The following is a 24,572-nucleotide window of genomic DNA, read 5'->3' as shown; positions in this document are numbered from 1 at the left end:
ACGTGCAACGGATGCGGAATGCCCAGGCCGTAAACCTGGGACAAGCCCGAACGCAGCGTTGCGGTTTCGGGCGGCGAGTGTCTGGCACCGCCGCCGGCGGCGGCAGTTGACCGCATCGGATCCATCCACCACAGGAGACATCATGACCGTTACGGACAGCGAATCGACAGGGGCTGTCGGCTCGGCACCCCCCGAGGCACCGAGGCGCCATCGGGGCAAACACTGGATCGACGACTGGCGCCCCGAGGACCCGGATTTCTGGGACACCACCGGGCGTCCGGTGGCGCGGCGCAACCTGATCTACTCGATCTTCGCCGAGCACATCGGCTTCTCGGTGTGGCTGCTGTGGAGCATCGTCGTCGTGCAGATGACGGCGGCGGCCGACGGCACCGCCACAGCGTCCGGTTGGGCCCTGACCACCACGCAGGCATTGATGCTGGTGGCTGTCCCCAGCGGCGTCGGCGCCTTCCTGCGGCTGCCCTACACCTTCGCCGTCCCGGTGTTCGGTGGTCGCAACTGGACGGTGATCTCGGCGCTGCTGCTGTTGATTCCCTGCCTGCTGATGTCATGGGCGGTGAGCAACCCCGAGTTCCCGTTCCTGGGGCTGGTGCTCATCGCGGCGACCGCGGGCTTCGGTGGTGGCAACTTCGCCTCATCGATGGCCAATATCTCGTTCTTCTACCCGGAGAGCGAAAAGGGTTGGGCGCTGGGCCTGAACGCCGCCGGTGGAAACATCGGCGTTGCGGTCGCCCAGAAGATCATCCCGCTGGTCGTGGTCGCCGGCGGTGGTGTGGCGCTGTCGCGGGCCGGCCTGTTTTACGTGCCGTTCGCCATCGCCGCGGCGGTGTGCGCATTCCTGTTCATGAACAACCTGACCGAGGCCAAGGCCGACGTGAAGCCGGTATGGCAGTCGCTGCGGCACAGTGACACCTGGATCATGTCGGTGCTCTACATCGGCACGTTCGGCTCGTTCATCGGCTACTCGGCCGCATTCCCCAGCCTGCTCAAGGCTGTGTTCGACCGTGGTGACATCGCGCTGGCATACGCCTTCCTCGGCGCCGGCATCGGTTCGGTCGCCCGTCCGCTCGGTGGCAAGCTCGCCGACCGGATCGGCGGCGCCCGCATCACCGCCGTCAGCTTCGTGATGCTGGCCGTCGGTGCCGCAGCGGCGCTGTGGTCGGTCAAGGCAGTCAACATGCCGGTGTTTTTCATCGCCTTCATGTTCCTGTTCATCGCGACTGGAATCGGCAACGGCTCTACCTACCGGATGATCTCGAAGATCTTCCGGATCAAGGGCGAGGACGCGGGCGGCGACCCGCTGACCATGCTGCACATGCGCCGCCAGGCTGCGGGGGCGCTCGGCATCATCTCCTCGATGGGCGCCTTCGGCGGCTTCATCGTACCGTTGGCCTATGCATGGTCGAAGTCCCACTTCGGGAATATTCAGCCCGCATTGCAGTTCTACGTCGGGTTCTTCATCGTGCTGCTCGGGGTCACGTGGTTCTTCTACCTGCGCAAAGGCAGCCGGATGGCGCAGGCGGGCGTCTGATACGGAGATGACGACATCGCCATGACGACGCGCACCGCCTGCTCCTACTGCGGGGTCGGCTGCGGGATCTCGGTAGAGACCCGCACCGACCCCGCAACGGGCACACCGGTGATCGCCAAGGTGTCCGGGGACAAGCTGCACCCGACCAACTTCGGGCGGCTGTGCACCAAGGGTGCCACGCACGCGGAGATGATGGCCGCTACCGACGGTCGGCTGACGACAGCGCTGTTGCGGCCGGCGCGCGACGCGGACCCGGTGGCCGCCGACGTCGACGACGCGCTGGCCGAAGCGGGCAGCCGACTGCGGGCGATCGTGGACGAGCACGGTCCAGATGCGGTGGCACTCTACGTCTCGGGCCAGATGTCGATCGAGGCGCAGTATCTGGCCACCAAGCTGGCCAAGGGATTCCTACGCACCATGCACATCGAATCCAACTCGCGGCTGTGCATGGCCAGTGCCGGGACCGGGTTCAAACAATCGCTGGGCTCTGACGGACCGCCGGGCTCCTACACCGACTTCGACTGCACAAACCTGTTTTTCGTGATCGGCTCCAACATGGCCGACTGCCATCCCATCCTGTTCCTGCGGATGGCGGACCGACTCAAGGCCGGTGCCAAGCTGATCGTCGTCGACCCGCGCCGGACCACCACCGCCGAGGAGGCGGACCTGTTCCTGCAGATCCGGCCCGGCACCGATCTGGCGTTGCTCAACGGGATCCTGCACCTGCTGGTGGCAGACGGGGCCATCGACGAGGACTTCATCGCCGAGCACACCGAGGGCTGGGAGGCGATGCCGGAGTTCCTGGCCGACTATCCGCCCGATCGGGTGGCCGCGATCACCGGCCTGTCCGAGTCCGACATCCGCACCGCTGCAACGATGATCACCGCGGCGGGGGACTGGATGACCTGCTGGACGATGGGTCTGAACCAGAGCACCCACGGCACCTGGAACACCAACACGATCTGCAATCTGCACCTGGCCACCGGAGCCATCTGCCGGCCGGGAAGTGGACCCATGTCGTTGACGGGCCAGCCCAATGCCATGGGTGGACGCGAAATGGGCTACATGGGGCCGGGTCTGCCGGGTCAGCGGGCGGTGCTCTCGGCGGCCGACCGGGCCTTCGTCGAGCAGCAGTGGGAACTGGAACCGGGCGCAATCCGCAGTGATGTCGGGCCGGGCACCATCGACATGTTCGGACAGCTCGGTAGCGGCCAGATCAAGGCGGTATGGATCATCTGCACCAATCCCGTTGCGTCCATGGCCAATCGGGACATCGTCATCGCCGGCCTCCAGGCCGCCGAGCTGGTGATCTCCCAGGATGCCTACGCCGACACCGCCACCAATCGCTACGCCGACATCATGTTGCCGGCCACGCTGTGGGCCGAAGCCGACGCCGTGATGGTCAACTCGGATCGCAATCTCACCCTGCTGCAACAGTCCATCCCGCCCGCCGGTGACGCACGACCGGACTGGGAACTGATCTGCGGCGTGGCCCGACATCTCGGGTTCGGCAGCGAGTTCGCCTACAAGTCCAGCGAGCAGATCTTCGACGAGATCCGCCGGTTCCACAACCCGCGCACCGGATACGACTTGCGCGGGGTCAGCTATGAGCGGCTACGGGAGACACCGGTGCAGTGGCCGTGCCCGCCGGAGGACGGCTCGACCGGCTCCCACGACCGCAACCCGATCCGCTACCTCAACGACGGGATCTCCCAGGACCTGTACACCACGCCCGACGGGCGCCGTCCCCGGCTGGCGTTCGCCACCGCATCCCGTCGTGCGGTCTTTCACCCACGACCGCATCTGGATGCCGCCGAACTTCCCGATGACGACTACCCGATGATCCTGAACACCGGCCGGCTTCAGCACCAGTGGCACACCATGACCAAGACGGGCAAGGTCGCCAAACTCAACAAGCTCAACGCCGCACCGTTCGTCGAGATCCATCCCGATGACGCGGCCGCGCTGGGGATCTGCGACGGCCGTGAGGTCGAGCTGATGTCTCGGCGGGGCCGTGCCGTGCTGCCCGCCGTCGTCACCGACCGGGTGCGGCCGGGCAACACCTGGGTGCCGTTCCACTGGAACGACGAGCACGGTGAGCACCTGACCATCAACGCCGTCACCAATGATGCCGTCGACCCGGAGTCGTTGCAGCCGGAGTTCAAGGTGTGCGCGGTGCGGCTCACCCCGGTACCGGTCGAGTCGATGCCGGCCCTCCCGGCGGCGGCGCCCGACCTCAGTGACGACGAAAAATGCTATCTGGCAGGCTTTCTCAGCGGTATCGAGCAGGGAGTGCCCGGTGTGCCGGTGTTGCCCGCCGCGGCGCCGATCGGCAGGCATGCCCGGCTGTGGGTGGACGGGTTGCTGGCAGGCAGATATTCGCGGGCGGGCGACGCCGGGCCGGGCGTCGACAGCACGGCAGAGACGGGGCCACTGGTGCTGTGGGCCTCTCAGACCGGAAACGCCGAGGAGTTCGCCGGGAAACTGGGGGACCGCCTCCGCGGCGCCCGGCTGCTGGCGATGGACGACATCGCGCTGTCGGATCTCGGCCAGGCGGGCGAGGTCGTCATCGTGACCAGCACTTTCGGTGACGGCGGACCCCCGGACAACGGCGCCGACTTCTGGGAGCGGCTGGAATCACCACAGGCGCCGTCGCTGACCGGGGTGCGTTACACGGTGCTGGGCATCGGTGACCGGTCCTACGACAACTTCTGCGGTCACGCGAAAGCGCTGGACACGCGGCTGTCGGAGTTGGGCGCGACCAGAGTGCTCGACCGCGCCGAATGTGAAGCCTACGACGACCAGCCGCTTGCGCAATGGGCGGACGCCGTGGTCGACGTGATGACCTCGTCCTCCGCCACCGCAGAGGTGGCGCCGCAGGTCCCGGAGCCCGAACCCGCGACGCCGGCGGGGCCGGTCTGGTTCACGCGTGCGCACCCGATCACCGCACCGCTGTGCCGGAACACCCGGCTGACCCCAGCCTCCGCGGCCAAAGACGTCCGTCAACTCGGGTTCGACATCAGTGAGCACGACGTCACCTACGCCGCCGGCGACTCGCTCGGTGTCTATGTGCGAAACTCGGAGCAGGTTGTCGAGAGTTGGCTCGCGGCAACCGGATTCAGCGGCAACGAGTCGATGATTCTCGACGGTGCCGCGGTCCCGTTGCGGCACGCCCTGACGTCACACTACGACGTGTGCAAGGTGACGTCCGGCCTGGTCGGGTTCGTCGCCGAGCACTGTGCGGATCGGGGAGCGGCCAAACGTCTGCGCAAGGGCCGCGGCGAGCTCGACAAATGGTTGGTGAATCGCAACGGCCTCGACCTGGTCCGCGAGTTCGCCGTCCGGGCAGCTCCGGAACTGTGGCACGAGGTATTGGTGCGGCTGACCCCGCGGCAGTACTCGATCTCCTCGAGCCCGCTGGTCAGCCCGCACGAGGTCCAGCTGACGGTCTCGGTGGTCCGCTACCGCGGTGGCGACGGCGGTCCGCGCGGCGGAGTGGCCTCCACTTACCTCGCCGACCTGCCCGACAACGCACCGGTGCCGGTTTTCCTCCAGCGTTCGCCGCACTTCCGGCCGCCCCGGGATGCGCAGACCCCGATGATCATGGTGGGGCCCGGCACCGGCATCGCACCGTTCCGGGGCTTCCTCCAGGAGCGTCGCGCACTCGGCCACACCGGGCGCAACTGGCTGTTCTTCGGCGAGCAGCACCGCGACCAGAACTTCTACTACCGCGACGACCTGACCGACATGGTCGACGACGGATTTCTCAACCGGTTGGATCTCGCCTTCTCTCGCGATCAGGCGCAACGTGTCTACGTGCAGCACAAGATGCTCGATTACGGCGCCGACGTGTGGCGCTGGCTCGATGAGGGCGCGCACTTCTATGTCTGCGGAGACGCCGGACGGATGGCCCGCGACGTCGACGACGCACTGACCGAGATCATCAGGAGCCACGGCGGCATGACCGCAGAAGCGGCCCGCGACTACAAGCGCGAACTGGTCGCCGAGAAACGCTACGTCCGCGACGTGTACTGAGAGGTGTCACGGGGGCGCAGCGCGACGAACAGTGCTCCCGCGGCGAACAACAGCACTGCCGTCAGCGGGGGTCGGCCGTCGGGCGCAAAACCCCCTGCGGAGATCAGCGCCAGGGACAGCGCGCACCCGGCCGTTCCGAGGTAGAGCAGCGCTGCGGTCACCACACCGGGCAACGGCACGGCGACGCTCGGCAGCGGCGCCGCGAACAGGCGGCGCTGCCAGAACAGCAGGCTCAGCAGGGCCACGGTGACCACCGCCAGCACCAACTCCCACTCGAGCCGGGCCAGCCACCACGCCCCGGAACCCAGCGGCGGTTGCGGGAGAAGGCCGGTCGGGTAACCGACCAGCGTCACGACGATCACCGGCATCATGTGCCACAGATACAGCGCCAGCACGTTGTTGTTGGCGATCGAGATCACCCGTGGCCAGCGGCCGCGCGCCAGCACCCGGTTCAGCACCGGTATCAGCGCGAACAGCACGCCGATCTGAACGGTCGCCAGCGCCAGCAGCGCCACCGACGGCGGAGCGCTGTTCTCCACCCGGTCACCCGGGACGCCGATCATCGCGATCGGGTAAGGACCCCATGTCACCAGGAACGGCAGCGCCACAGCCGCCACGCCAGCCGTCGACACCAACACCCTGGTGCGCAGAAGTCCACCTTGCCAAGCGATTCCGAGTTGGTAGATCGCCGCCCAGCAGAAGAAGTAGTTGGCCATCCGGATCTCGGTGTACCCGGTGCCGATGCCCACCGCGTCGACCAGGACCACGCACATCCCCAGCACCGCAGGCACCGCGAGGCCCCACCGGCGGTGCGCGGCCAGGGCGAGCGGGGTCAGCGCCACCACCATCAGATAGACGGCCAGGAACCACAGATGCATGGCGACCGCCCAGCCGCCCAACTCCAGGACCGACCCGTCGATGCCGGCCAGCAGCAACGCGCCGATCACGGCGAGGACGAACACCGCGTAGACCGCGGTCGGTCCGAGCGTGCGGCCCACCCGGTGGCGGATCCACTGCTGACGCGACGCGGCGGCGTCGGCGCCCAGCCGCGACCACGAGACCGCACTGGCGTATCCGGCCACCGCGAAGAACACCGGAACCACCTGGAAGAACCACGTGATCCACTGCGTCCAGGGCATCAACACCAGAGGGTTGTCCCGGCCGAACGCGCCGTCGCGGTAGGTCATCACCGACAGCAGCCAGTGGCCGATGACGACGAGGACCACCGCCGACGACCGGTACAGGTCGAGCGCGATCTCCCGTGGGGGCGACGAAGCTCTCGGATCGGCCATCGGTGTCATTGTGGACGGCCTTGAGACATTCGCGCCGCAGTAGGCGCTCGTGTTGCGCATCGAGGGCCCAAGCCTCTGCCGGGGAATCTCCGCGGTCAGCTAGTGATCGAGGCGGGCGGGGGCGACTCGGAACCCGGCGGCTTGGGCTCCGGTGTGCAGGTGTCGGTCCCAGACGGCGACGATCAGGCCGGGGTCGCCGACAGCCGAAGCGCTGGCCAGATGGACAGCGTCGGCCCCGCGTAAGGCATGGACTCGGGCGAGGTGGCCGGCGTGCTGTTCAACCGTCGCGGTGAGTTCGACCGGGCGGGTGGCGGCCCAGAAGTCCTCCCAGTCACGCTCGGCGCCGGTGAGCTCGGATTCGGTCAGGTCGCGATTGCGGGCTGCAGCAGCGAGTGCGGCGCGGACTTCGGGGTAGACCAGGCGGCTGGACAATGCGGCGTCGCAGCCGTCCCAGAGCGCAGACGCCAGCGAGCTCCCTGGCTCGGTGGTGAGAAGTTTGACGAAGGCGCTGGCGTCGAAGTAGACGAGCGACACCGGTCAGCGCCGCTGGTCGCTGACCCGGTCGGACACCGGCCGCCGCGGTCGGGGTCCGGACCGTCCCGTGGCGACGGGCCGCGGCGCGGTGGCCTTGCCGATCACGCCTTCGGCCGTGAGGCGCTCCAAGGTGCCTGCGCTGTCCAGCGCAGCGAGTCGTGCGACCGGAATTCCGCGGTCGGTGATGACGACCTCGCCGCCGGCCCGAGCTCGATCGAGCCAATCACTGAGGTGCGCGCGCAGCTCGGTCACGGATACCTCCACACCCGTGAACTGTACACTCATTGAGCCCTGATATGTACATCTCACTGCTGAGTGCGGCAGCCGTGTCATGGTGGCAGGCTGTTGCCGCCTGAGTTGGACCCGAAGGTGTTGCAGCGGAAGGTATTTGGCGTCCCCGGCGGGACCTCGGCCCGCTGGTGCTCGTGGTCAGCCGGATGGCGACGGCAGCGCCTCGGTGTCGGACGCCACATAAGGCGAAGAAAATGTGTCCGAGGGGGGACTTGAACCCCCACGCCCGTTAATAGGGCACTAGCACCTCAAGCTAGCGCGTCTGCCATTCCGCCACTCGGACCAGTTCGAAGGCAGCTTAGGTTATCGGATCAGCCGCCCCGGGCCAAAACCCGGGCAGCGGGGTGCATCGGGCGAAGGGTGGTAGGAAAGTGACTGTGAGTACTCCCATGACACCCAGCGACGAGGTCGTCGACCTGGTGAGTGCGCTCATCCGGTTCGACACCTCCAACACCGGCGATCTGACCACCACCAAGGGTGAGGCCGAGTGCGCGCGCTGGGTCGCCGACCGGCTCGAGGAGGTCGGCCTGGAAACCGAGTACATCGAGGCAGGCGCCCCGGGCCGCGGAAATGTGTTCGCCCGCCTCGCCGGTGCCGACCCGTCGCGCGGCGCGCTGATGTTGCACGGGCATCTCGACGTGGTACCCGCCGAGGCCTCCGACTGGAGCGTGCACCCGTTCTCAGGGGCCGTCGAGAACGGCTACGTGTGGGGCCGCGGCGCGGTCGACATGAAGGACATGGTCGGGATGATCATCGCGGTCGCCCGGCATTTCCAGCGGTCCGGCATCGTGCCGCCGCGCGACCTGGTCTTCGCGTTCGTCTCCGACGAGGAGGCCGGGGGCAACTACGGCTGCAAATGGCTGGTGGAGAACCGGCCCGACCTGTTCGAGGGCGTCACCGAGGCGGTCGGCGAGGTCGGCGGATTCTCGCTGACGGTGCCGCGCCGCGACGGCGGCGAACGGCGGCTGTACCTCATCGAGACCGCCGAGAAGGCGATGATGTGGATGCGGCTGACCGCGCGCGGCCGCGCCGGGCACGGGTCGATGGTGCACGACGACAACGCCGTCACCGCCGTCGCCGCCGCGGTCGCCCGGTTGGGGAAGCACCGGTTCCCGATCGTGCTGACCGAATCGGTGGAGCAGTTCCTGGCCGCGGTGAGCGAGGAGACCGGGTACACGTTCGACCCCGAGTCGCCCGACATCGACGGGGCGGTGGCCAAACTGGGGTCGATCGCCAAGATCGTGGGCGCCACGCTGCGCGACACCGCGAACCCGACCATGCTCAACGCCGGCTACAAGGCCAACGTCATCCCCGCCACCGCCGAGGCCGTCGTGGACTGCCGGGTGCTCCCGGGCCGACTCGCCGAATTCGAGCGGGAGGTCGACGAGGTGATCGGCCCCGACGTCAGCAGGGAGTGGATCACCGCACTGCCGTCGTATGAGACCCCCTTCGACGGTGAGTTGCTCGAGGCGATGAACGCCGCGATCCTGTCCACCGATCCCGAAGCGCGCACCGTGCCCTACATGCTCTCCGGAGGCACCGACGCAAAACACTTCGCCCGCTTGGGAATTCGGTGCTTCGGGTTCGCGCCGCTGAGGCTGCCGCCGGACCTGGATTTCGCGGCGCTGTTCCACGGCGTCGACGAGCGGGTACCCGTCGACGCGTTGACCTTCGGTGCCGAGGTCCTCGAGCATTTTCTGCTGCACTGCTGAACCAACCGACTGACAACAGAGAGGATTGGCTTCAATGGCCTTTGACTACAACCCCTACGATTTCCTGCCCGAGTTGCCCACGTTCACGGTGACCTCGGAGTCGTTCACCGACGGGCAGCCGTTGGCCCAGGACCAGGTCAGCGGCATCATGGGTGCCGGCGGGTCGGACATCTCGCCGCAGCTGAGCTGGTCGGGATTCCCCGAGGAGACCCGCAGCTTCGCCGTCACCGTGTATGACCCCGACGCCCCCACGGCCTCGGGCTTCTGGCACTGGGCGGTGTTCAACCTGCCCGCGACGGTGACCGATCTGCCCGCCGGCGTCGGCGACGGCAGCAACCAGGGCTTCCCCGGTGACGCGGTCACGTTGGCCAACGATGCCGGCCTGAAGCGCTTCATCGGCGCGGCGCCACCAGCCGGGCACGGCCCGCACCGCTACATCGTCGCCGTGCACGCGGTCGACGTCGAGAAGCTGGACGTGCCGGCCGAGGGGACCCCCGCCTACCTGGGCTTCAACCTGTTCAGCCACGCCATCGCCCGCGCGCTCATCACCGGCACCCACGAGCAGAAGTAGCGTCTCCCCCCGGGCGTCATGTACCTATAGGGCCGTATCCGGCCTGGTTTGCGACCTTATAGGGTCTTTTGAAGTGTTATTGGGTACCGTGAGTGCGTGGTCGCCCCCATGCACTCGGTCGATGATGTTGCTGGAATCCTCGGCCTGCAGGTGCGGACGGTCCGCGGATATGTGCGGGACGGCCGGTTACCGGCAGTGCGGATCGGCAAGCAGTACCGCATCGCCGAGCATGACCTGCGCGAGTTCACCGGAGGCCACCCGGCCACCGTCGAGACCGATACTGCGCCGCCGCGCGTGGAAGCAACGACGATCGTGCAGATCGAGTCCGTCGATCGCGAGCTCGTGGACCGCGTCACGACGCTGGTGATGGCCGGCGTCTCGAGTGCATCGGCCGACGGGGAGCCGGGGCTTCATGTCCAGACGGTGTACGACGAGTCGAGGAGACATCTGAAGGTGATCGCCGTCGGTGATCCCGGTGGGGCCGCGAGGCTGCTGTCGTTGGTCGACACGGTCATCCGGAACGGGTGACGCTATGACACTCGAGCCCACCAGCCACGCGGACACTGTGCGCGCCGCGCTCCGCGCACAGCTCACCGCGGCGATGAAGGCCCGCGACCGCGACGAGATCGCCGCCCTGCGGTCGGCGATCTCGGTCATCGACAACGCCGAGAGCGTCGACCCTGCGGGCGCACGGACCGGCGCGACCGAGGTCGAGCGTCGCCGCTTGTCGGCCGCTGACGTCTCGGCGCTGCTGCACAACCAGGTGCGCGACTACCTCGCTGAAGCCGGCAGCTACGAAGCTCTGGGCAGGGCAGCAGCGGCAGCACCGCTGCGCCGGCAGGCCGAGGTCATCCGCCGACATCTGTGACCAGCGGCGCCACTCAGCGCGCCGCCGAACCCACGGCCTCGGTGAGGTGGGAGAAGCCGTGCTCGTGCAACCTACGGGCGATGCCGTCGTGAATCGTCTTGGCCCACAGCCCGCCGCCGTAGACGAAACCGGTGTACCCCTGCAGCAACGAGGCCCCGGACACGATGCGCTCCCACGCGTCGTCGGCGGTCTCGATGCCGCCGACGCTGATCAGCACCAGCCGGTCGCCGACCCGCCGGTACAGCCGCCGCAGCACCTCCGCGGAGCGCTGCGCGACCGGTGGACCGGAGATGCCGCCGGGGCCGAGTTCCTCCACCCCCGGCGTCGCCAGCCCGGCGCGGGACACGGTCGTGTTGGTGGCGACGATGCCGGCCAGGCCCAGTTCGATTGCCAGGTCCGCGATGTCGTCGATGTCGCTGTCGGCGAGGTTGGGGGCGATCTTGATCAGCACCGGGGTCGACGTCTCCGCCAGGACGGCGGTCAGGATCGGGCGCAGCGATTCGACGGACTGCAGGTCACGCAGGCCCGGGGTGTTGGGCGAGCTGACGTTGACCACCAGGTAGTCCGCCAGCGGCCCGAGCAGCCTCGCACATTCGGCGTAGTCGTCGGCCGCCTTTTCGGGGGGCGTCACCTTGGTCTTGCCGATGTTGACCCCGATCGGCACGTCGGGGGTGCTTCGTTTCAGCTGCGCAGCCAGCGCACCGGCCCCGCCGTTGTTGAATCCGAGCCGGTTCAGCAGCGCGCGGTCGGCAGGCAACCGGAACATCCGCGGCGGCGGATTGCCGGGCTGGGCCTGCGCGGTCACGGTGCCCACCTCGGCGAACCCGAACCCCAGCGCACCCCAGGCATGCACTCCGAGCCCGTCCTTGTCGAAGCCGGCGGCGAGTCCCACCGGGCCGGGGAACCGGATGCCGAAGACAGTGCTGGCCAGCACCGGGTCGCTGGGCGCGAGCCGGCGCGAAAGACGCCGGCGCAGCGCCACCGGGGTGGTGGCGGCACGCAGCCCGGCGAACACCCAGGTGTGGATGCGTTCCGGTGGCACCAGGAACAGCGCCCGGCGCAGCGTCCGGTACATCACAGGCTCGGCTGGTCCGGGTCGTGGAGGCGGTCGGCGCGCTTCTTGCGGCGTAGCAGCACCCGCCTGCTGCCGTCGGTGTACAGCCGAACCCTGGTCAGCTCCCACCCGCGGTACTCGGCCTCGATCGACAACCGGATGGAGGCACTGACACGGGTGACGTCAGGGGGCAGCCGCAGCGGAATCCACTCGTACTCACCGGAGTGGTCCTCGGAAACCACCTTGCTCCAGGTCGCAGGCATCCGCCCCCGCGAGCCCGGGCTCACTTCGCCATCCCGGCGGCGCTGATGACCTGGACGCCGGCTCCGGTGGCCGACACCACGTAGAGGGTGTCCGACGCGGCGTCGAAGGCCAGCGAGTTGGGTTGCTGCACGGTTCGATGACGCACCTTCTCGACGGGGATGCCGGTCGCCAGATCGTAACCAACGACGGTATTGGTCGCCGTCTGGGCGACCCACACCAGCCCTGTCGGATCATCCGAGGAGGCCAGTCCGTATGGCGAATCCGGCACCGGGTAGCGCTGCCGCAGGATCAGCGGGTCGGCGCCGTACACCAGCAGTTCGCCACCGCGAGTGTCGGCGACCAGCACCCGCCCGGCCGCGTCGGCCACCATCGTGGTGGCGCCCCGGCCCGCCCGCAGGGCCTGTGCGGACGCCGTGCCCTCGGTGTTGAGGCTGGTGACCGAGGTCTGGGCCCGGTCCAGAACGATCGCGGTATTGCCTTGGGTGACAATGCTGTCCACGCGCGCGAACATCTTGAGCTGCGCGCCGACCGTGGTGTCTGAATCGAGTGTGTACACAGTGCCGTCGGCGCTGCCCAGCACCAGCCGGCCGTCGGCACGCCGCGCGATCGCCGTGAAGTCGACCCCCTCGTGGCCCTGCACCTCGACCCTGGTGAGATGCCCGGAGGCGACGTCGAGCCGGTAGTAGCCTCCCGTCGTCGACAGCACCACCTTCCCGTCACCGTCTCCGGCCATCGCCGTCGCGGCGTCATCCAGCTCCACCGGGGTGGCATCACCGGACGCGGTGAAGACCGTGATGACCGGCCGGTCGCCGTCACCGAGGACCAGCAGCGCGCCCGTCGCCTCGTCGAATGCCGCCGCCGTTGCCGGCCCGGCCAGCGGACGCACCACGCCGGGCGGGGTGGCGCTCACCGCGGGGGAGACGGCGGCACGCGCGGGCTCGATGGTCGGTGGGGGCGAATCGACGGGATTCGACGAGCAGCCGACCAACAGCACCATTGCCAGCGCTGCAGCGCCGAGCCGAATAAGCTGAGCTGGGGTGTTCATGCGTCGCGGCAATGGATAGCTCTCGCTCACTTCGGCGGATCCTGATCGAAAGGCCAGTGTATGCAACGTCGTGACCCGAAAACGCCCCCACATGTTGCCCCCGATGGCGATCACGGCGGTATGGTACGGACCATGACCCTTGCCGCGGACGGGGACGTGACCCATCAGGACTTCGCTCTGGAGGACATCACCACCGGTGTGCATGCCAGCGGTTTCGGCCAGGTCGGCGACGGGCGGTCGTTCTCGTTCCACATCGAACGGCAGGCGCTGGTCGTGGAGATCTACCGGCCCAGGTTGCGCGGTCCGGTCCCGCAGTCCGAGGACGTCGTCGCGGTGGCCACCCGCAAGCTGACCGACATCGACCTGTCCGACGAGCGCAGCCTGGCGGCCGCCGTGCGCGACGAGGTCGCCGAGGCGCAGCCGGTGCCCCGCCACAACCGCTGACCCCAGCCCACGCACGGTACGGTCGTCGTCGTGACTGACGTGCCTGCGATGTCGTGGCTGCAGGTCGTGGTCCTGTCGGTGCTGCAGGGGCTCACCGAGTTCCTGCCGGTGTCGTCCTCGGGACACCTGGCGATCGCCTCGCGGGTGTTCTTCGACGACGACGCCGGCGCCTCGTTCACCGCGGTGAGTCAGCTGGGCACCGAAGCGGCGGTTCTGGTCTACTTCGCCCGCGACATCGTGCGGATCGTCAAGGCGTGGTTCCACGGGTTGTTCACCGCCGGTCGCCGCAACGCCGACTACTGGCTCGGCTGGTGGGTGATCATCGGCTCGATCCCGATCGGTGTGGTCGGCCTGCTCTTCAAGGACGAGATCCGCACCGGGGCCCGCAATCTGTGGCTGGTGGCCACCGCGTTGATCGTGTTCTCCCTGGTCATCGCCGCTGCCGAGTACTACGGCAGGCAGACCCGCCGGGTCGAACAGCTGACCTGGCGCGACGCGGTGATCGTCGGTTTCGCCCAGTGCCTGGCGCTGGTGCCGGGGGTGTCGCGGTCCGGCGCGACGATCAGCGCGGGCCTGTTCCTCGGGCTCGAACGCGAGCTTGCCGCGCGGTTCGGATTCCTGCTGGCGATCCCGGCGGTGTTCGCCTCGGGGCTGTTCTCCTTGCCCGACGCGTTCGACCCCGTCGGGGAGGGCATGAGCGCCAGCGGCGCCCAGCTGCTGGTCTCCACGGTGATCGCGTTTGTCGTCGGGTTCGCCGCGGTGTCGTGGTTCCTGCGTTTCCTGGTCCGGCACAGCATGTACTGGTTCGTGGGCTACCGGCTGGTGCTGGGTGTTGTCGTGCTGATTCTTCTCGGGACAGGGGTGGTGGCCGCCATATGACCGTTCTGCTGCTGCGCCACGGCCGTTCGACGTCGAATACCGCGCACACCCTTGCGGGGCGCTCTGCCGGGGTCGACCTCGACGATCGGGGCCGGGAACAGGCGCAGGCGATCGTCGAGCGACTCGGCTCGCTGCCGATCCGCGCGATCGTCCGCTCACCGCTGCTGCGTTGTGAACGGACCGTCGAACCGCTCGCCGCCGCGCTCGGTCTGGAGCCGGTCGCCGACGAACGGATCGCCGAGGTCGACTACGGCTCGTGGACCGGCCGCAAGATCAGCGAGCTGGTCAAGGAGCCGCTGTGGGCGGTGGTTCAGCAGCAGCCCAGCGCCGCGGTGTTCCCCGACGGTGAGGGACTGGCCGGGGTGCAGGCCAGGGCGGTCGCCGCGGTGCGCGAGCACGACCGCAGGCTCGCCGACGAGCATGGCGGCGACGTGCTGTGGGTCGCGTGCAGCCACGGCGATGTGATCAAGTCGGTGCTCGCCGACGCACTCGGCACTCACCTGGACAGCTTCCAGCGCATCAACGCCGACCCGGCGTCGGTGAGTGTGGTCCGGTACACGACGCTGCGCCCCTTCGTGATCCACGTCAACCACACCGGCTCCGCACTGAACTCGGCGTTGTCGGCCCCTCCTGCGGACAGCAAGGAGCAGGACGGCGCACCGGACGGCCCGCTGCCCACCGGCGAAGCCGTGGTGGGTGGGTCCACCGGATGAGCGCCGCCGGACACAATTACGGCTGACGTGTCATAGCCGGTATTTTGGAATCTGCCATGGCCCGCGAAATCCACGTCTTCCGTACACCCGACCGCTTCGTGGCCGGGACGGTCGGCCAACCGGGAAATCGCACGTTCTACCTGCAGGCCGTTCACGACAAGCGGGTGATCTCGGTGATCCTGGAGAAGCAGCAGGTCGCGGTGCTCGCGGAGCGCATCGCGGCGCTGCTTTTGGAGATCAACCGCCGCTTCGGCACCCCGATCCCACCCGAAGACGGCGAGATCGAGGACCTCAGCCCGTTGATCACCCCGGTGGACGCCGAGTTCCGGGTCGGCACGATGGGCCTGGGCTGGGACTCCGAGGCGCAGACGGTCGTCGTCGAACTCCTGGCCGTCTCGGATGCCGAGTTCGATGCGTCGGTGGTCCTCGACGACGCCGAGGAGGGGCCCGACGCGGTGCGGGTGTTCCTGACCCCCGAATCCGCCCGCGAGTTCGCGACCCGGTCCAACCGGGTCATCTCGGCGGGACGCCCGCCCTGCCCGCTGTGTGACGAGCCCCTGGATCCCGAGGGGCACATCTGTGTCCGCACCAACGGCTACCGGCGCGGTGCGCTCGGGGGATCCGACGATGACCTCGATACGTAGTACCCGATGACGCCTCGGACCGAGGAGGTGCTGCAGTGCGGTGGGCTGACCATCCTCGGACGGATCCGCTCGGCGAGCAACGCGACCTTCCTGTGTGAGGCGAACCTCGGCGAGAGCACCCAGCACGGTGTGTACAAGCCCATCCGCGGCGAGGCGCCGCTGTGGGACTTCCCGGACGGCACACTGGCGGGCCGCGAGCTCGCTTCCTACCTGGTCTCCGCGGCTCTGGGTTGGAACATCGTGCCCTACACCATCATTCGTGACGGGCCCGCAGGTCCGGGGATGGTGCAGCGCTGGGTCGACCAGCCCGGCGACGAGGACCCCGATGCCGCCGACGCAGCCGGCGCCGGGCCGGACCTGATCGACCTGTTGCCGGCGGGCAGCATCCCGGCCGGTTTTCTGCCCATCCTGCAGGCCTACGACTACGCCGGTGACGAAGTGACGCTGGTGCACGCCGACGACGACCGGCTGCGCAGGGTGGCCGTGTTCGACGTGCTCATCAACAACGCCGACCGCAAGGGAGGCCATGTCCTGACCGGTGTGGACGGGCAGATCTACGGCGTCGACCACGGGGTCAGCCTGCACGTCGAGGACAAGCTGCGCACCGTGCTGTGGGGGTGGGCGGGCAAGCCCGTCGACGATGACACACTCGAGGCCGTCAGCGGGCTCGGTGACGCGCTCGACGGTGACCTCGGTGCGCAGCTACGTGACCACATCACCCCTCGGGAAGTGGCTGCCCTGCGGGCCAGAGTCGTTGCCCTGCTGGCAAACCCGGTGATGCCGACGCCCGATCGGCGACGGCCGATACCGTGGCCGGCCTTCTAGTCGCCCTCGGCTGTGAGGCCGTGCGGTTACTCCGCCGGCGACAGCGGTTCCCAGGTGAGGATCCCGCTGTCGAACTTCTGGGACATGTTGAGCTTCCCGCCCCTGATCAGGTAGGTGCGGACGTTGGGCAGCGCGGTGGACACCTCCTGATCAAGGGCAGGCGGCACGCAGGCCATCATCGTGAGGGCGATCTCGCCGAAGGTCAACGATCCCGAAGGCTCGTCGCCGGCAGGGTCACTGGGTGTCGCCTCGAACGAACTCCTGCCCCTGTTGCAGTTGATCTGGAACGTCGCGCTGCCGTCGTCACCGAACGACACCGTGTACTCGGCCGTCGGCGGCACCGTGGTTGTGCCCTGCTGATCGTCCATGGACTGGAGGGAGACCAATCGCCAGCTGGTGCCCGCCAGGGTGGTGGCCGCGGGAGGTTCGGAGGAGCAGCCCGCGAATGTTCCGATTAGGGCGATGATTCCGACGATGACTCGCACAGGTTCGGAATCTACCGGTGAGCGCGAGCCTCCAGCGGGGAGCCACGCGCCCCCGCCCGCATTCGGTCATAGATACTGATTCGGTGACCCTCACCGACGCAGCGCTGGCTGCCGAAGTGGCCGCCGAAGCCGGTGAGCTGCTACTGGCGATGCGCGAACAGATCGGGTACGGGGACTTCTACGACCCCTACGACCTGGGCGACGCCGGTGACAAGCAGGCCAACGTCCTGATCCTGGACCGGCTGCACCGGGAGCGCCCGAACGATTCGGTGCTCTCCGAGGAGGCTGTCGACGACGTGTCGCGCGTCCATGCCGACCGGGTGTGGATCGTCGACCCGGTCGACGGGACCCACGAGTACTCCATGCCTGGCCGCGCCGACTGGGCCGTGCACATCGCGCTGTGGCAGCGGTCTTCGGCGCCGCACGGTGGCTCCATCACCGATGCCGCGGTCGCGCTGCCCGCGCGCGGCGAGGTGTACCGCAGCGACACCGTCACCGCGCCGGCACCGCGCGCCGACGGGCCGATCCGGATTACCGCGAGTTCCAACCGGCCACCACCGGTGCTGTGGCGGCTGCGTGAGCAACTCGACATCCAGTTGGTCCGCATCGGGTCGGCCGGGGCCAAGGCGATGGCGGTGGTCCGCGGTGACGTCGACGCCTATATCCACGCGGGCGGGCAGTGGGAATGGGATTCGGCGGCTCCCGCCGGTGTGCTGTGGGCCGCGGGCATGCACGCGTCGCGGATCGACGGGTCGCCGCTGATCTACAACCGCCGCGACCCGTACCTGCCGGATCTGCTGATGTGCCGCCCGGAGGTCGCCGAGGTCCTGCTCACCGAGATCCTGGCCGCCTACCGGCACTGAGCGGCACTGAGCGGGAATGAGCGGGAATGAAACAGCCCTCGGCGTCGTCGGACAGGGTGATGTCTAGAGTCGGAGTCATGAAATCGTGGTCGGCGCCGAGCGTGCCGGTGCTGCCCGGGCGGGGGCCGCAGTTGCGGCTCTACGACAGTGCAGACCGGCAGGTGCGCCCGGTCACCCCGGGCGCCACCGCAACCATGTACGTGTGCGGGATCACCCCCTACGACGCCACCCACCTCGGTCACGCCGCCACCTACCTGACGTTTGATCTGGTGTACCGCTTGTGGCGCGACGCCGGTCACGAGGTGCACTACGTACAGAACATCACCGATGTCGACGACCCGCTGTTCGAGCGTGCCCAGCGCGACGGCATCGGCTGGCGCGAGCTCGCCGACCGGGAGACCGACCTGTTCCGTGAGGACATGGCGGCCATGAGGGTGCTGCCGCCGCACGACTACGTCGCGGCCACCGAAGCGGTCGCCGAGGTCATCGAGGTCGTCGAGAAGCTCCTGGCCTCCGGAGCCGCCTACGTCCTCGACGATCCGCAGTACCCCGACGTGTACTTTCACGCCGGGGCCACTACGCAGTTCGGATACGAGTCGGGCTACGACCGCGACACCATGCTCACCCTGTTCTCCGAACGTGGGGGAGACCCCGAACGGGCCGGTAAGAGCGACCCGCTCGACGCGCTGCTGTGGCAGGCACAACGCCCGGGCGAACCCAGCTGGGAATCGCCGTTCGGGCCGGGCAGGCCAGGCTGGCACGTCGAGTGCGCCGCGATCGCGCTCAGCCGCATCGGCACCGACCTCGACATCCAGGGCGGCGGGAGCGACCTGATCTTCCCGCACCACGAGTTCTCCGCTGCGCACGCCGAATCCGTCACCGGGGAGCGACGTTTCGCGCGTCACTACGTGCATGCCGGCATGATCGGCTGGGACGGGCACAAGATGTCCAAGAGCCGCGGAAACCTGGTGCTGGTGTCGGGCCTGCGACGCGACGGCGTCGACCCCGGGGTCATCCGGCTGGGGTTGTTCGCCGGGCATTACCGCGACGACCGGTTCTGGAGTCAGGCGGTGCTCGACGAGGCGGTACACCGGCTGCACCGGTGGCGCAGCGCGACGCAGTTGGCGGCAGCACCTGATGCCGCCGATGTCCTCGCCCGGGTGCGCCGCTACCTGGCCGATGATCTGGACACCCCGAAAGCGATTGCCGCCCTTGACGGGTGGGCGACCGACGCGCTCACCTACGGCGGGCACGACACCTCGGCCGGGCAGACGGTCGCAACGGCAGTCGACGCGCTGCTCGGTGTTCAGGTCTAGCGGTGGTGCGCCGCGCACTGGCCGCCCTCAGCCGCGACGGTTGCCGTGCGTACTGACGCGGTATTCGCGTGGCGTGAGGCCATGGTGACGTTTGAACGCGCGTGACAAGGCGAACTCGGAGGTGTAGCCAACCGCTTCGGCGACGCGGGAGAGCGGATCGGAAGTCTGGCGGAGTCGACGGGCAGCGATTTCCATACGCCAGCGCGTGAGATAGGCAAGGGGTGGTTCACCGACGGTCCTGGCGAAATGCCGCGCCAGCGTGGCCCGAGAGACACCGACGTTGGCGGCCAGCAACGCCACGGTCCACGGGTGGGCGGGTTGTTGGTGAATGAGGCTGACTGCGGCCGCGGTGGTGTCGTCGTGCAGTCCGGCCAGCAAGGTGGCCGAGGTGGTTGCCGCACGCATGGTGTGCACGAAGAGGACATCGACCAGCCGGTCCACGACGGTCACAGATCCTGGGCTGGGTTGGGCGATTTCGGTCTGCATCATGGCCAGAGTTTCGGCGACCGACGGGTGGGTATTCGGCACGTCCCGTAGGACGATTTCCGGGGGCAGTCGCAGCATGGGGTGGGTGCTGTGGCCATCGAAATGATAGCCGCCGCATAGCAGGTGCGTTCGTGGTCCGGGACCGGAAATGTCGACGACGGCGATCAGAGTGTCCGGGCGATTCCCGGTCAACTCGGTGAAACTCGCCGTCGGCCCGCTCGGGTCACTGGCGATCACGTGCCCGGTTCCGACTGGCAGCAGCGCCAAGTCACCTGTCGACAGGGGCAGCGGCCGGTCACCGGGGCGGCGAAGCCAGCAGCCCCCCGCGAGAACATAGTGGAACGCAGCGAACGGGAGAGGCGGGAAGTCGATCCCCCAGGGTGCTGCCGCCGACACCGAGGCGGCCACGGTTCCCCGCAGCTTCGTTGCCGATAGCACATCGGCAAGTATGTCCATTCGTCTCAGTACCGGTGAGACGAATGGATAGGAAATCGACTATTTCGAGCATTCATGTCGCAACCATAGCGCCCTAGTGTTCCGAGCTATGGAGTGGACGAACGTGACGGCGCTGCCCGTCCTTGGCCGGGGAAATGTGAACGCCTTCCTTCTGCGCGGGCGCAAGGCGGTGCTGGTCGATACCGGAACTCCGGGTTCGGGGCCGCGGATTCTGAGCATGATGAAGCGCTGTGGCGTTGTCCCGGGCGACGTCACAGCCATCATCGTCACCCACGGTCACATCGACCACTTCGGATCGGCGGCCGACCTGCGGCGGGCAACGAGGGCCCCGATACTGGCGCACAGGGGCGATCTCGGGGCCTATTCGGTGGGCCGCAGCGCCACACCGCTGCGGCCCACCGGTCCGTTCGGCCGACTGTTCGCCGCGCTGCCGCCCATCCACCAGAGCACCGAGCCGTTCGTGCCCGATGAACTCATCGACGACGACTACTCATTGGCCGACTACGGTGTCGATGCCCGAATACTTCACACGCCAGGACACACGCCCGGGTCGACATCGGTGATCACGGATTCCGGGGGACTCGTCGCCGGTGACCTCGTGGCCGGCTCGTTCCTCGGCGCCATCCGAGATCGGCCTGCACTTCCGCCGTTCCACGAGGACCGGGCGCGCAATCTGACCAGCCTCGAGCGAGTGCTGGCACTCGATCCCGACGTCATCTACGTCGGCCACGGCGGGCCGCTGGATCCTGTTCGGGTGCGACGGTGGGCTGCCCGGGAACGGCGGGAGCTCGCGCGTCGCAGCCACAAGCCCTCCGCTGGAATTCGCGCGACGCCGCCGAATGGTGTTCAACATCCATGAGGTTTCAGCAGTAATCCACCTGCGGTGGAGTAGGTTTCCGCTGTGACTACAGCGGGGTCGGTAGCCGGAAAAACTGTCTTCATCACCGGTGCTGCGCGCGGCGTCGGCGCCGAGGTGGCCCGGCGGCTGCACCGCCGGGGCGCCCGACTCGTCCTCACCGATCTCGACGAGGCGCCGCTCGCCGAACTGCGGGCCGCGCTGGGCGGTGACCGGGTCCACACCGTCGTCGCCGACGTACGCGACCTGCCCGCCATGGAGGCCGCCGCGGCCGGCGCGGTCGAACGGTTCGGCGGAATCGACATCGTCATGGCCAACGCCGGCATCGCGACCTACGGTTCGGTGCTCCAGGTCGACCCGCAGGCGGTCCGAACCCTGATGGACGTCAATGTCATGGGCGTGTTCCACACGGTGCGGGCGACCCTGCCCTCGGTGCTCGACCGACGCGGCTACGTGCTGATCGTGTCGTCGCTGGCCGCCTACGCCGCCGCACCGGGCCTTGCCCCCTACAACGCCGCCAAGGCCGCCGTCGAGCAGTTCGCCAACGCGCTGCGCCTCGAGGTCGCCCACCGCGGAGTCGACGTCGGCTCGGCGCACATGTCCTGGATCGACACGCCGCTGGTGCGTGACACCAAGGCCGACCTGCCGACTTTCACGGAAATGCTGAGCAGGCTGCCGTTCCCGCTGAACCGCACGACCTCGGTCGAGGACTGTGGGCAGGCCTTCGTCGCCGGGATCGAGCGCCGCAGACGACAGGTGAACTGTCCCGGCTGGGTCGGCGCCCTGCGATGGCTCAAACCGCTGCTGTCCACCCCCGTCGGGGAAATGCCGGTGGCCAGGTTCGTGCCCGACCTGCTTCCCAGGATGGACGCCCAGGTCGCTGCGCTCGGCCGGTCGATGGGCGCCCGCACCGAAGAGCTGGAACAGCAGTGATCCGCCGCCTGGCCGTCGGACTGGCCGCACTGATTCTGCTCGTCGGGTGCAGCACCGACACCCGTGACGCCGAGACCACCGACACCTCGGCGGCACCGACCCCGACCGAGTCGTCGTCTGCCGTCACCCCGGACGAGGCCCGGGCGATCGCCAAGGAGGCCTACATCTACGGGTTCCCGGTGGTCGACAACTACCGCGTGCAGTACACCTATTTCGTCGACAAACAGGACCCGCAGTACAAGGGCGGCCGGAACGAGGTGCACAGCACCGCCCGGGTGTTCACCCCCGACGACACCACCATCCAGACACCCAACTCGGACACGCCCTACTCCACCGTCGGCGCCGATCTGCGGGCCGAACCGCTGGTGCTGACTGTGCCGCCGATTCAGCAGGACCGGTACTTCTCGGTGCAGTTCGTGGACGCCTACACCTACAACTTCGCCTACGTCGGGAGCCGCACCACCGGCAACGGCGGCGGCACCTACCTGCTCGCGGGCCCGAACTGGGACGGCGAGAAACCCGGCGGAGTCGACGAGGTGATCCGCTCGGACACCGAGTTGGCGTTTCTGCTGTTCCGAACCCAGCTGTTCGGTCCCTCCGACATCGAGGAGGTGAAAAAGATCCAGGCGGGTTATCAGGTCGCGCCGCTGTCGGTGTTCCTCAACCAGCCACCGCCGGCGCCGGTGCCGGCGATCGACTTCGTGCCGCCGCTGACGCCGGAGCAGCAGCGGACTTCGCCGCAGTTCTTCGAGATCCTCGACTTCGCGCTGCGCTTCGCCCCGACGCTGCCGCAGGAGCGTGCGCTGCGGGACCGCTTCGCCACGATCGGCATCGGAGCCGACGACGGGTTCGACGCCGACACGCTCAGCCCGGACATCCGCGCCGCAGTCGACGCCGGCATGGCCGACGCCTGGGCGGAGTTCGACACGTTCCGCAAAGACGAGCTCGAGACCGGCAGGGTGACCTCGGCGCAACTGTTCGGCACCAGAGAAGACCTCGATGGCAACTACCTGCGCCGGATGGCCGGCGCAGCGCTGGGGATCTACGGCAACACCGCCGCCGAGGCGATCTACCCCGTCTTCACCCACGACGCCCAGGGCGAGCCGCTGACCGGCGCGAACAACTACGTGTTCCGGTTACCGTCCGGCCAGTTGCCGCCGGTCAACGCGTTCTGGTCGCTGACCGTGTACGAGATGCCCGCCAGCCGGCTCGTCGCCAACCCGATGAAGCGTTACCTGATCAACTCGGAGATGCTGCCGAGCCTGGTGCCCGACGCCGACGGCGGGTACACGTTCTACGTGCAGAACAGCTCGCCGGGCATCGACAGGGAAGCCAACTGGCTGCCCGCGCCGGAGGGGCCGTTCCAGTTGGTCCTGAGGTTGTACTGGCCCAAGCCCGACGCGCTCAACGGCACCTGGAAGTCGCTACCGCCCGAGAAGGTCTGACAGCAGATGGCCGGGAAGCAAGCCGACCTGGTGCTCTCGGGCGGTGGGGTCAAGGGCGTCGCGCTCGTCGGCGCCGTCGCCGCACTGGTCCGTGCGGGATATGTGCCCCAGCGCGTCTCCGGGACCTCAGCGGGGGCGCTGGTCGGCGCCGTTCTGGCCGCTGCCGCGCAGAGCGGTGAACTGGCCGCGGAGCGGCTGGAAGCGTTGGCGATGGACATCGACTACCGGAGGTTTCTCGACCCCGGACCGGTCGAACGTGTCCCCGTGGTGGGACCGGCCTGGGGTGTGCTCACCGGCGGCGGCATCTACCGGGGGGAGGCGCTGCGGGAGTGGTCCGCGGCGCGACTGGCCGAGTTCGGGGTGACGACGTTCGCCGATCTCGCGATCGACGACGACAGCCTGCCGCCGGAGCAGCGGTACCGCCTCGTCGTCACCGTGGCCGACGTCACCCTCGGGCAGCTGATCCGCCTGCCGTGGGACTACCAGCGGATCTACGGCCTCGACCCGGATGAGCAGCCTGTCGCAGATGCCGTCCGTGCGTCGACGGCCATCCCGTTCTTCTACCGTCCCGCGACATTGACCAGCGCCGACGGCAGGACATCGACACTGGTGGACGGCGGACTGCTGTCGAACTTCCCGATCGATTCCCTCGACCGGACCGACAGCGAGAAACCTCGCTGGCCGACCTTCGGGGTGACACTGCTGCCCAACCTGCCCGCTGAGAACGCCGAGGTGATCCCGGCGCTGCGGCCACTGCACTTCCTGGGCGCGCCGACGCTGCTCGAACAGGTTGTGACGACCGTCCTCGTGGGCCGTGACCAGGCATATCTCAACCAGCCCAGGGTCAGCGCCCGCACCATCCGGATCGACACCAGCGAGGTCGGGGTGCTCGACTTCGACCTGTCCGAACCGGACAAGCGGGCGCTCTACCAGCAAGGACGACGTGCGGGGGAGGACTTCCTGGCGACGTGGAACTGGCCGGACTACCTCGCCCGGTTCCGCTGAGCGCCGG

General features: G+C 68.3%; 24 protein-coding genes, 1 tRNA gene and 1 pseudogene. 17 read left to right on the top strand and 9 right to left on the bottom strand.

The annotated features are described in order from the left end of the window. Positions 1-142: 142 nt before the first annotated feature. Both BEMPMBAN_RS30085 and BEMPMBAN_RS30080 read left to right on the top strand, forming a co-directional pair. A complete protein-coding gene (locus BEMPMBAN_RS30085) occupies positions 143-1,549 on the top strand; it encodes a NarK family nitrate/nitrite MFS transporter (protein WP_159235116.1) in 1,407 nt (468 codons plus the stop codon). A gap of 21 nt (positions 1,550-1,570) precedes the next feature. Beyond that, a complete protein-coding gene (locus tag BEMPMBAN_RS30080; RefSeq protein WP_159235115.1) occupies positions 1,571-5,584 on the top strand; it encodes a bifunctional nitrate reductase/sulfite reductase flavoprotein subunit alpha in 4,014 nt (1,337 codons plus the stop codon). Here the strand turns inward: BEMPMBAN_RS30080 and BEMPMBAN_RS30075 are convergent. From BEMPMBAN_RS30075 to BEMPMBAN_RS30060, 4 genes and pseudogenes are all read right to left on the bottom strand, one after another. Further along, complete coding sequence (locus tag BEMPMBAN_RS30075) at positions 5,563-6,876, bottom strand: acyltransferase family protein (protein WP_159235114.1); 1,314 nt, start codon at positions 6,874-6,876, stop codon at positions 5,563-5,565. The two genes, BEMPMBAN_RS30080 and BEMPMBAN_RS30075, sit on opposite strands and share 22 nt — an antisense overlap. Positions 6,877-6,975: 99 nt before the next feature. Continuing rightward, positions 6,976-7,410 (bottom strand): type II toxin-antitoxin system VapC family toxin, encoded by a 435-nt coding sequence (locus tag BEMPMBAN_RS30070; protein ID WP_159235113.1) that lies wholly within the window; start codon positions 7,408-7,410, stop codon positions 6,976-6,978. A 3-nt stretch (positions 7,411-7,413) separates the two neighbouring features. Next, positions 7,414-7,733: pseudogene (locus BEMPMBAN_RS30065) on the bottom strand (type II toxin-antitoxin system Phd/YefM family antitoxin); the annotation flags it as partial. Between the two features lie 165 nt (positions 7,734-7,898). Continuing rightward, positions 7,899-7,984, bottom strand: a tRNA-Leu gene (locus BEMPMBAN_RS30060). A 106-nt stretch (positions 7,985-8,090) separates the two neighbouring features. Between BEMPMBAN_RS30060 and BEMPMBAN_RS30055 the strand changes: the two genes are divergently transcribed. From BEMPMBAN_RS30055 to BEMPMBAN_RS30040, 4 genes are all read left to right on the top strand, one after another. Beyond that, positions 8,091-9,413, top strand: coding sequence for a M20/M25/M40 family metallo-hydrolase (locus tag BEMPMBAN_RS30055; protein WP_159235261.1), 1,323 nt, complete (start codon positions 8,091-8,093; stop codon positions 9,411-9,413). Between the two features lie 34 nt (positions 9,414-9,447). Then, on the top strand, positions 9,448-9,984 hold the full coding sequence (locus BEMPMBAN_RS30050; RefSeq protein WP_159235112.1) for a YbhB/YbcL family Raf kinase inhibitor-like protein: 537 nt from the start codon (positions 9,448-9,450) through the stop codon (positions 9,982-9,984). A gap of 96 nt (positions 9,985-10,080) precedes the next feature. After that, a complete protein-coding gene (locus tag BEMPMBAN_RS30045) occupies positions 10,081-10,512 on the top strand; it encodes a helix-turn-helix domain-containing protein (RefSeq protein ID WP_200846171.1) in 432 nt (143 codons plus the stop codon). A gap of 4 nt (positions 10,513-10,516) precedes the next feature. Further along, positions 10,517-10,852: a GatB/YqeY domain-containing protein gene (locus tag BEMPMBAN_RS30040; protein WP_159235111.1), complete on the top strand. Its 336-nt coding sequence runs from the start codon at positions 10,517-10,519 to the stop codon at positions 10,850-10,852. Between the two features lie 13 nt (positions 10,853-10,865). On the opposite strand, the gene BEMPMBAN_RS30035 is transcribed toward BEMPMBAN_RS30040, so the two are convergent. The 3 genes from BEMPMBAN_RS30035 to BEMPMBAN_RS30025 are packed head-to-tail and all read right to left on the bottom strand — an operon-like array spanning position 10,866 to position 13,215. Beyond that, positions 10,866-11,927, bottom strand: a complete 1,062-nt coding sequence (locus BEMPMBAN_RS30035; RefSeq protein ID WP_159235110.1) for a quinone-dependent dihydroorotate dehydrogenase — start codon at positions 11,925-11,927, stop codon at positions 10,866-10,868. Next, on the bottom strand, positions 11,927-12,169 hold the full coding sequence (locus BEMPMBAN_RS30030) for a DUF5703 family protein (RefSeq protein WP_425295022.1): 243 nt from the start codon (positions 12,167-12,169) through the stop codon (positions 11,927-11,929). The genes BEMPMBAN_RS30035 and BEMPMBAN_RS30030 overlap by 1 nt, the downstream gene beginning before the upstream one ends. A 20-nt stretch (positions 12,170-12,189) precedes the next feature. Continuing rightward, on the bottom strand, positions 12,190-13,215 hold the full coding sequence (locus BEMPMBAN_RS30025; RefSeq protein WP_200846174.1) for an SMP-30/gluconolactonase/LRE family protein: 1,026 nt from the start codon (positions 13,213-13,215) through the stop codon (positions 12,190-12,192). Between the two features lie 132 nt (positions 13,216-13,347). On the opposite strand from BEMPMBAN_RS30025, the gene BEMPMBAN_RS30020 reads away from it, so the two are divergent. Genes BEMPMBAN_RS30020 through BEMPMBAN_RS30000 form a run of 5 tightly spaced genes read left to right on the top strand, consistent with a single transcriptional unit; the run spans position 13,348 to position 16,720 of the window. After that, positions 13,348-13,659 carry a hypothetical protein gene (locus BEMPMBAN_RS30020; protein ID WP_200846170.1) on the top strand — a complete coding sequence of 104 codons (312 nt, stop codon included), beginning with the start codon at positions 13,348-13,350 and terminating at the stop codon, positions 13,657-13,659. Positions 13,660-13,707: 48 nt separating this feature from the next. Further along, the gene (locus BEMPMBAN_RS30015) at positions 13,708-14,538 is read left to right on the top strand and encodes an undecaprenyl-diphosphate phosphatase (protein ID WP_159235258.1); all 831 of its coding nucleotides are present in this window, start codon (positions 13,708-13,710) and stop codon (positions 14,536-14,538) included. After that, positions 14,535-15,251: a histidine phosphatase family protein gene (locus BEMPMBAN_RS30010; protein ID WP_159235107.1), complete on the top strand. Its 717-nt coding sequence runs from the start codon at positions 14,535-14,537 to the stop codon at positions 15,249-15,251. Before BEMPMBAN_RS30015 ends, BEMPMBAN_RS30010 begins: the two co-directional genes overlap by 4 nt. A 56-nt stretch (positions 15,252-15,307) precedes the next feature. Then, positions 15,308-15,895, top strand: a complete 588-nt coding sequence (locus BEMPMBAN_RS30005) for an Rv2134c family protein (protein WP_159235106.1) — start codon at positions 15,308-15,310, stop codon at positions 15,893-15,895. 6 nt (positions 15,896-15,901) lie between these two features. Beyond that, on the top strand, positions 15,902-16,720 hold the full coding sequence (locus BEMPMBAN_RS30000; protein WP_159235105.1) for an Rv2133c family protein: 819 nt from the start codon (positions 15,902-15,904) through the stop codon (positions 16,718-16,720). A 26-nt stretch (positions 16,721-16,746) separates the two neighbouring features. Here the strand turns inward: BEMPMBAN_RS30000 and BEMPMBAN_RS29995 are convergent, their stop codons facing one another. After that, complete coding sequence (locus BEMPMBAN_RS29995) at positions 16,747-17,205, bottom strand: META domain-containing protein (RefSeq protein WP_159235104.1); 459 nt, start codon at positions 17,203-17,205, stop codon at positions 16,747-16,749. 83 nt (positions 17,206-17,288) lie between these two features. On the opposite strand from BEMPMBAN_RS29995, the gene BEMPMBAN_RS29990 reads away from it, so the two are divergent. Both BEMPMBAN_RS29990 and mshC read left to right on the top strand, forming a co-directional pair. Then, positions 17,289-18,068 (top strand): 3'(2'),5'-bisphosphate nucleotidase CysQ, encoded by a 780-nt coding sequence (locus BEMPMBAN_RS29990; protein ID WP_159235103.1) that lies wholly within the window; start codon positions 17,289-17,291, stop codon positions 18,066-18,068. 77 nt (positions 18,069-18,145) lie between these two features. Then, entirely contained in the window at positions 18,146-19,384 is a 1,239-nt protein-coding gene (gene mshC, locus BEMPMBAN_RS29985; RefSeq protein ID WP_159235102.1) for a cysteine--1-D-myo-inosityl 2-amino-2-deoxy-alpha-D-glucopyranoside ligase, read from the top strand. Positions 19,385-19,411: 27 nt separating this feature from the next. On the opposite strand, the gene BEMPMBAN_RS29980 is transcribed toward mshC, so the two are convergent. Continuing rightward, a complete protein-coding gene (locus tag BEMPMBAN_RS29980; RefSeq protein ID WP_159235101.1) occupies positions 19,412-20,326 on the bottom strand; it encodes an AraC family transcriptional regulator in 915 nt (304 codons plus the stop codon). 88 nt (positions 20,327-20,414) lie between these two features. Between BEMPMBAN_RS29980 and BEMPMBAN_RS29975 the strand changes: the two genes are divergently transcribed. From BEMPMBAN_RS29975 to BEMPMBAN_RS29960, 4 genes are read left to right on the top strand one after another with little or no spacing between them, the layout of a single operon-like run. Next, positions 20,415-21,185, top strand: a complete 771-nt coding sequence (locus BEMPMBAN_RS29975; protein WP_159235100.1) for an MBL fold metallo-hydrolase — start codon at positions 20,415-20,417, stop codon at positions 21,183-21,185. Positions 21,186-21,227: 42 nt separating this feature from the next. Next, positions 21,228-22,115 carry an SDR family oxidoreductase gene (locus BEMPMBAN_RS29970; protein WP_159235099.1) on the top strand — a complete coding sequence of 296 codons (888 nt, stop codon included), beginning with the start codon at positions 21,228-21,230 and terminating at the stop codon, positions 22,113-22,115. Further along, the gene (locus BEMPMBAN_RS29965) at positions 22,112-23,560 is read left to right on the top strand and encodes a DUF1254 domain-containing protein (protein ID WP_159235098.1); all 1,449 of its coding nucleotides are present in this window, start codon (positions 22,112-22,114) and stop codon (positions 23,558-23,560) included. The genes BEMPMBAN_RS29970 and BEMPMBAN_RS29965 overlap by 4 nt, the downstream gene beginning before the upstream one ends. Positions 23,561-23,566: 6 nt before the next feature. After that, a complete protein-coding gene (locus BEMPMBAN_RS29960) occupies positions 23,567-24,565 on the top strand; it encodes a patatin-like phospholipase family protein (RefSeq protein ID WP_159235097.1) in 999 nt (332 codons plus the stop codon). Positions 24,566-24,572 lie beyond the last annotated feature (7 nt).

Origin of the sequence: Mycolicibacterium austroafricanum (assembly GCF_902705885.1) — a bacterium.
Classification (GTDB): Bacteria; Actinomycetota; Actinomycetes; order Mycobacteriales; family Mycobacteriaceae; genus Mycobacterium; species Mycobacterium vanbaalenii_A.
The sequence above is the reverse complement of the archived record's forward strand: the minus strand, read 5'-3'. Positions and strand labels throughout refer to the sequence as shown.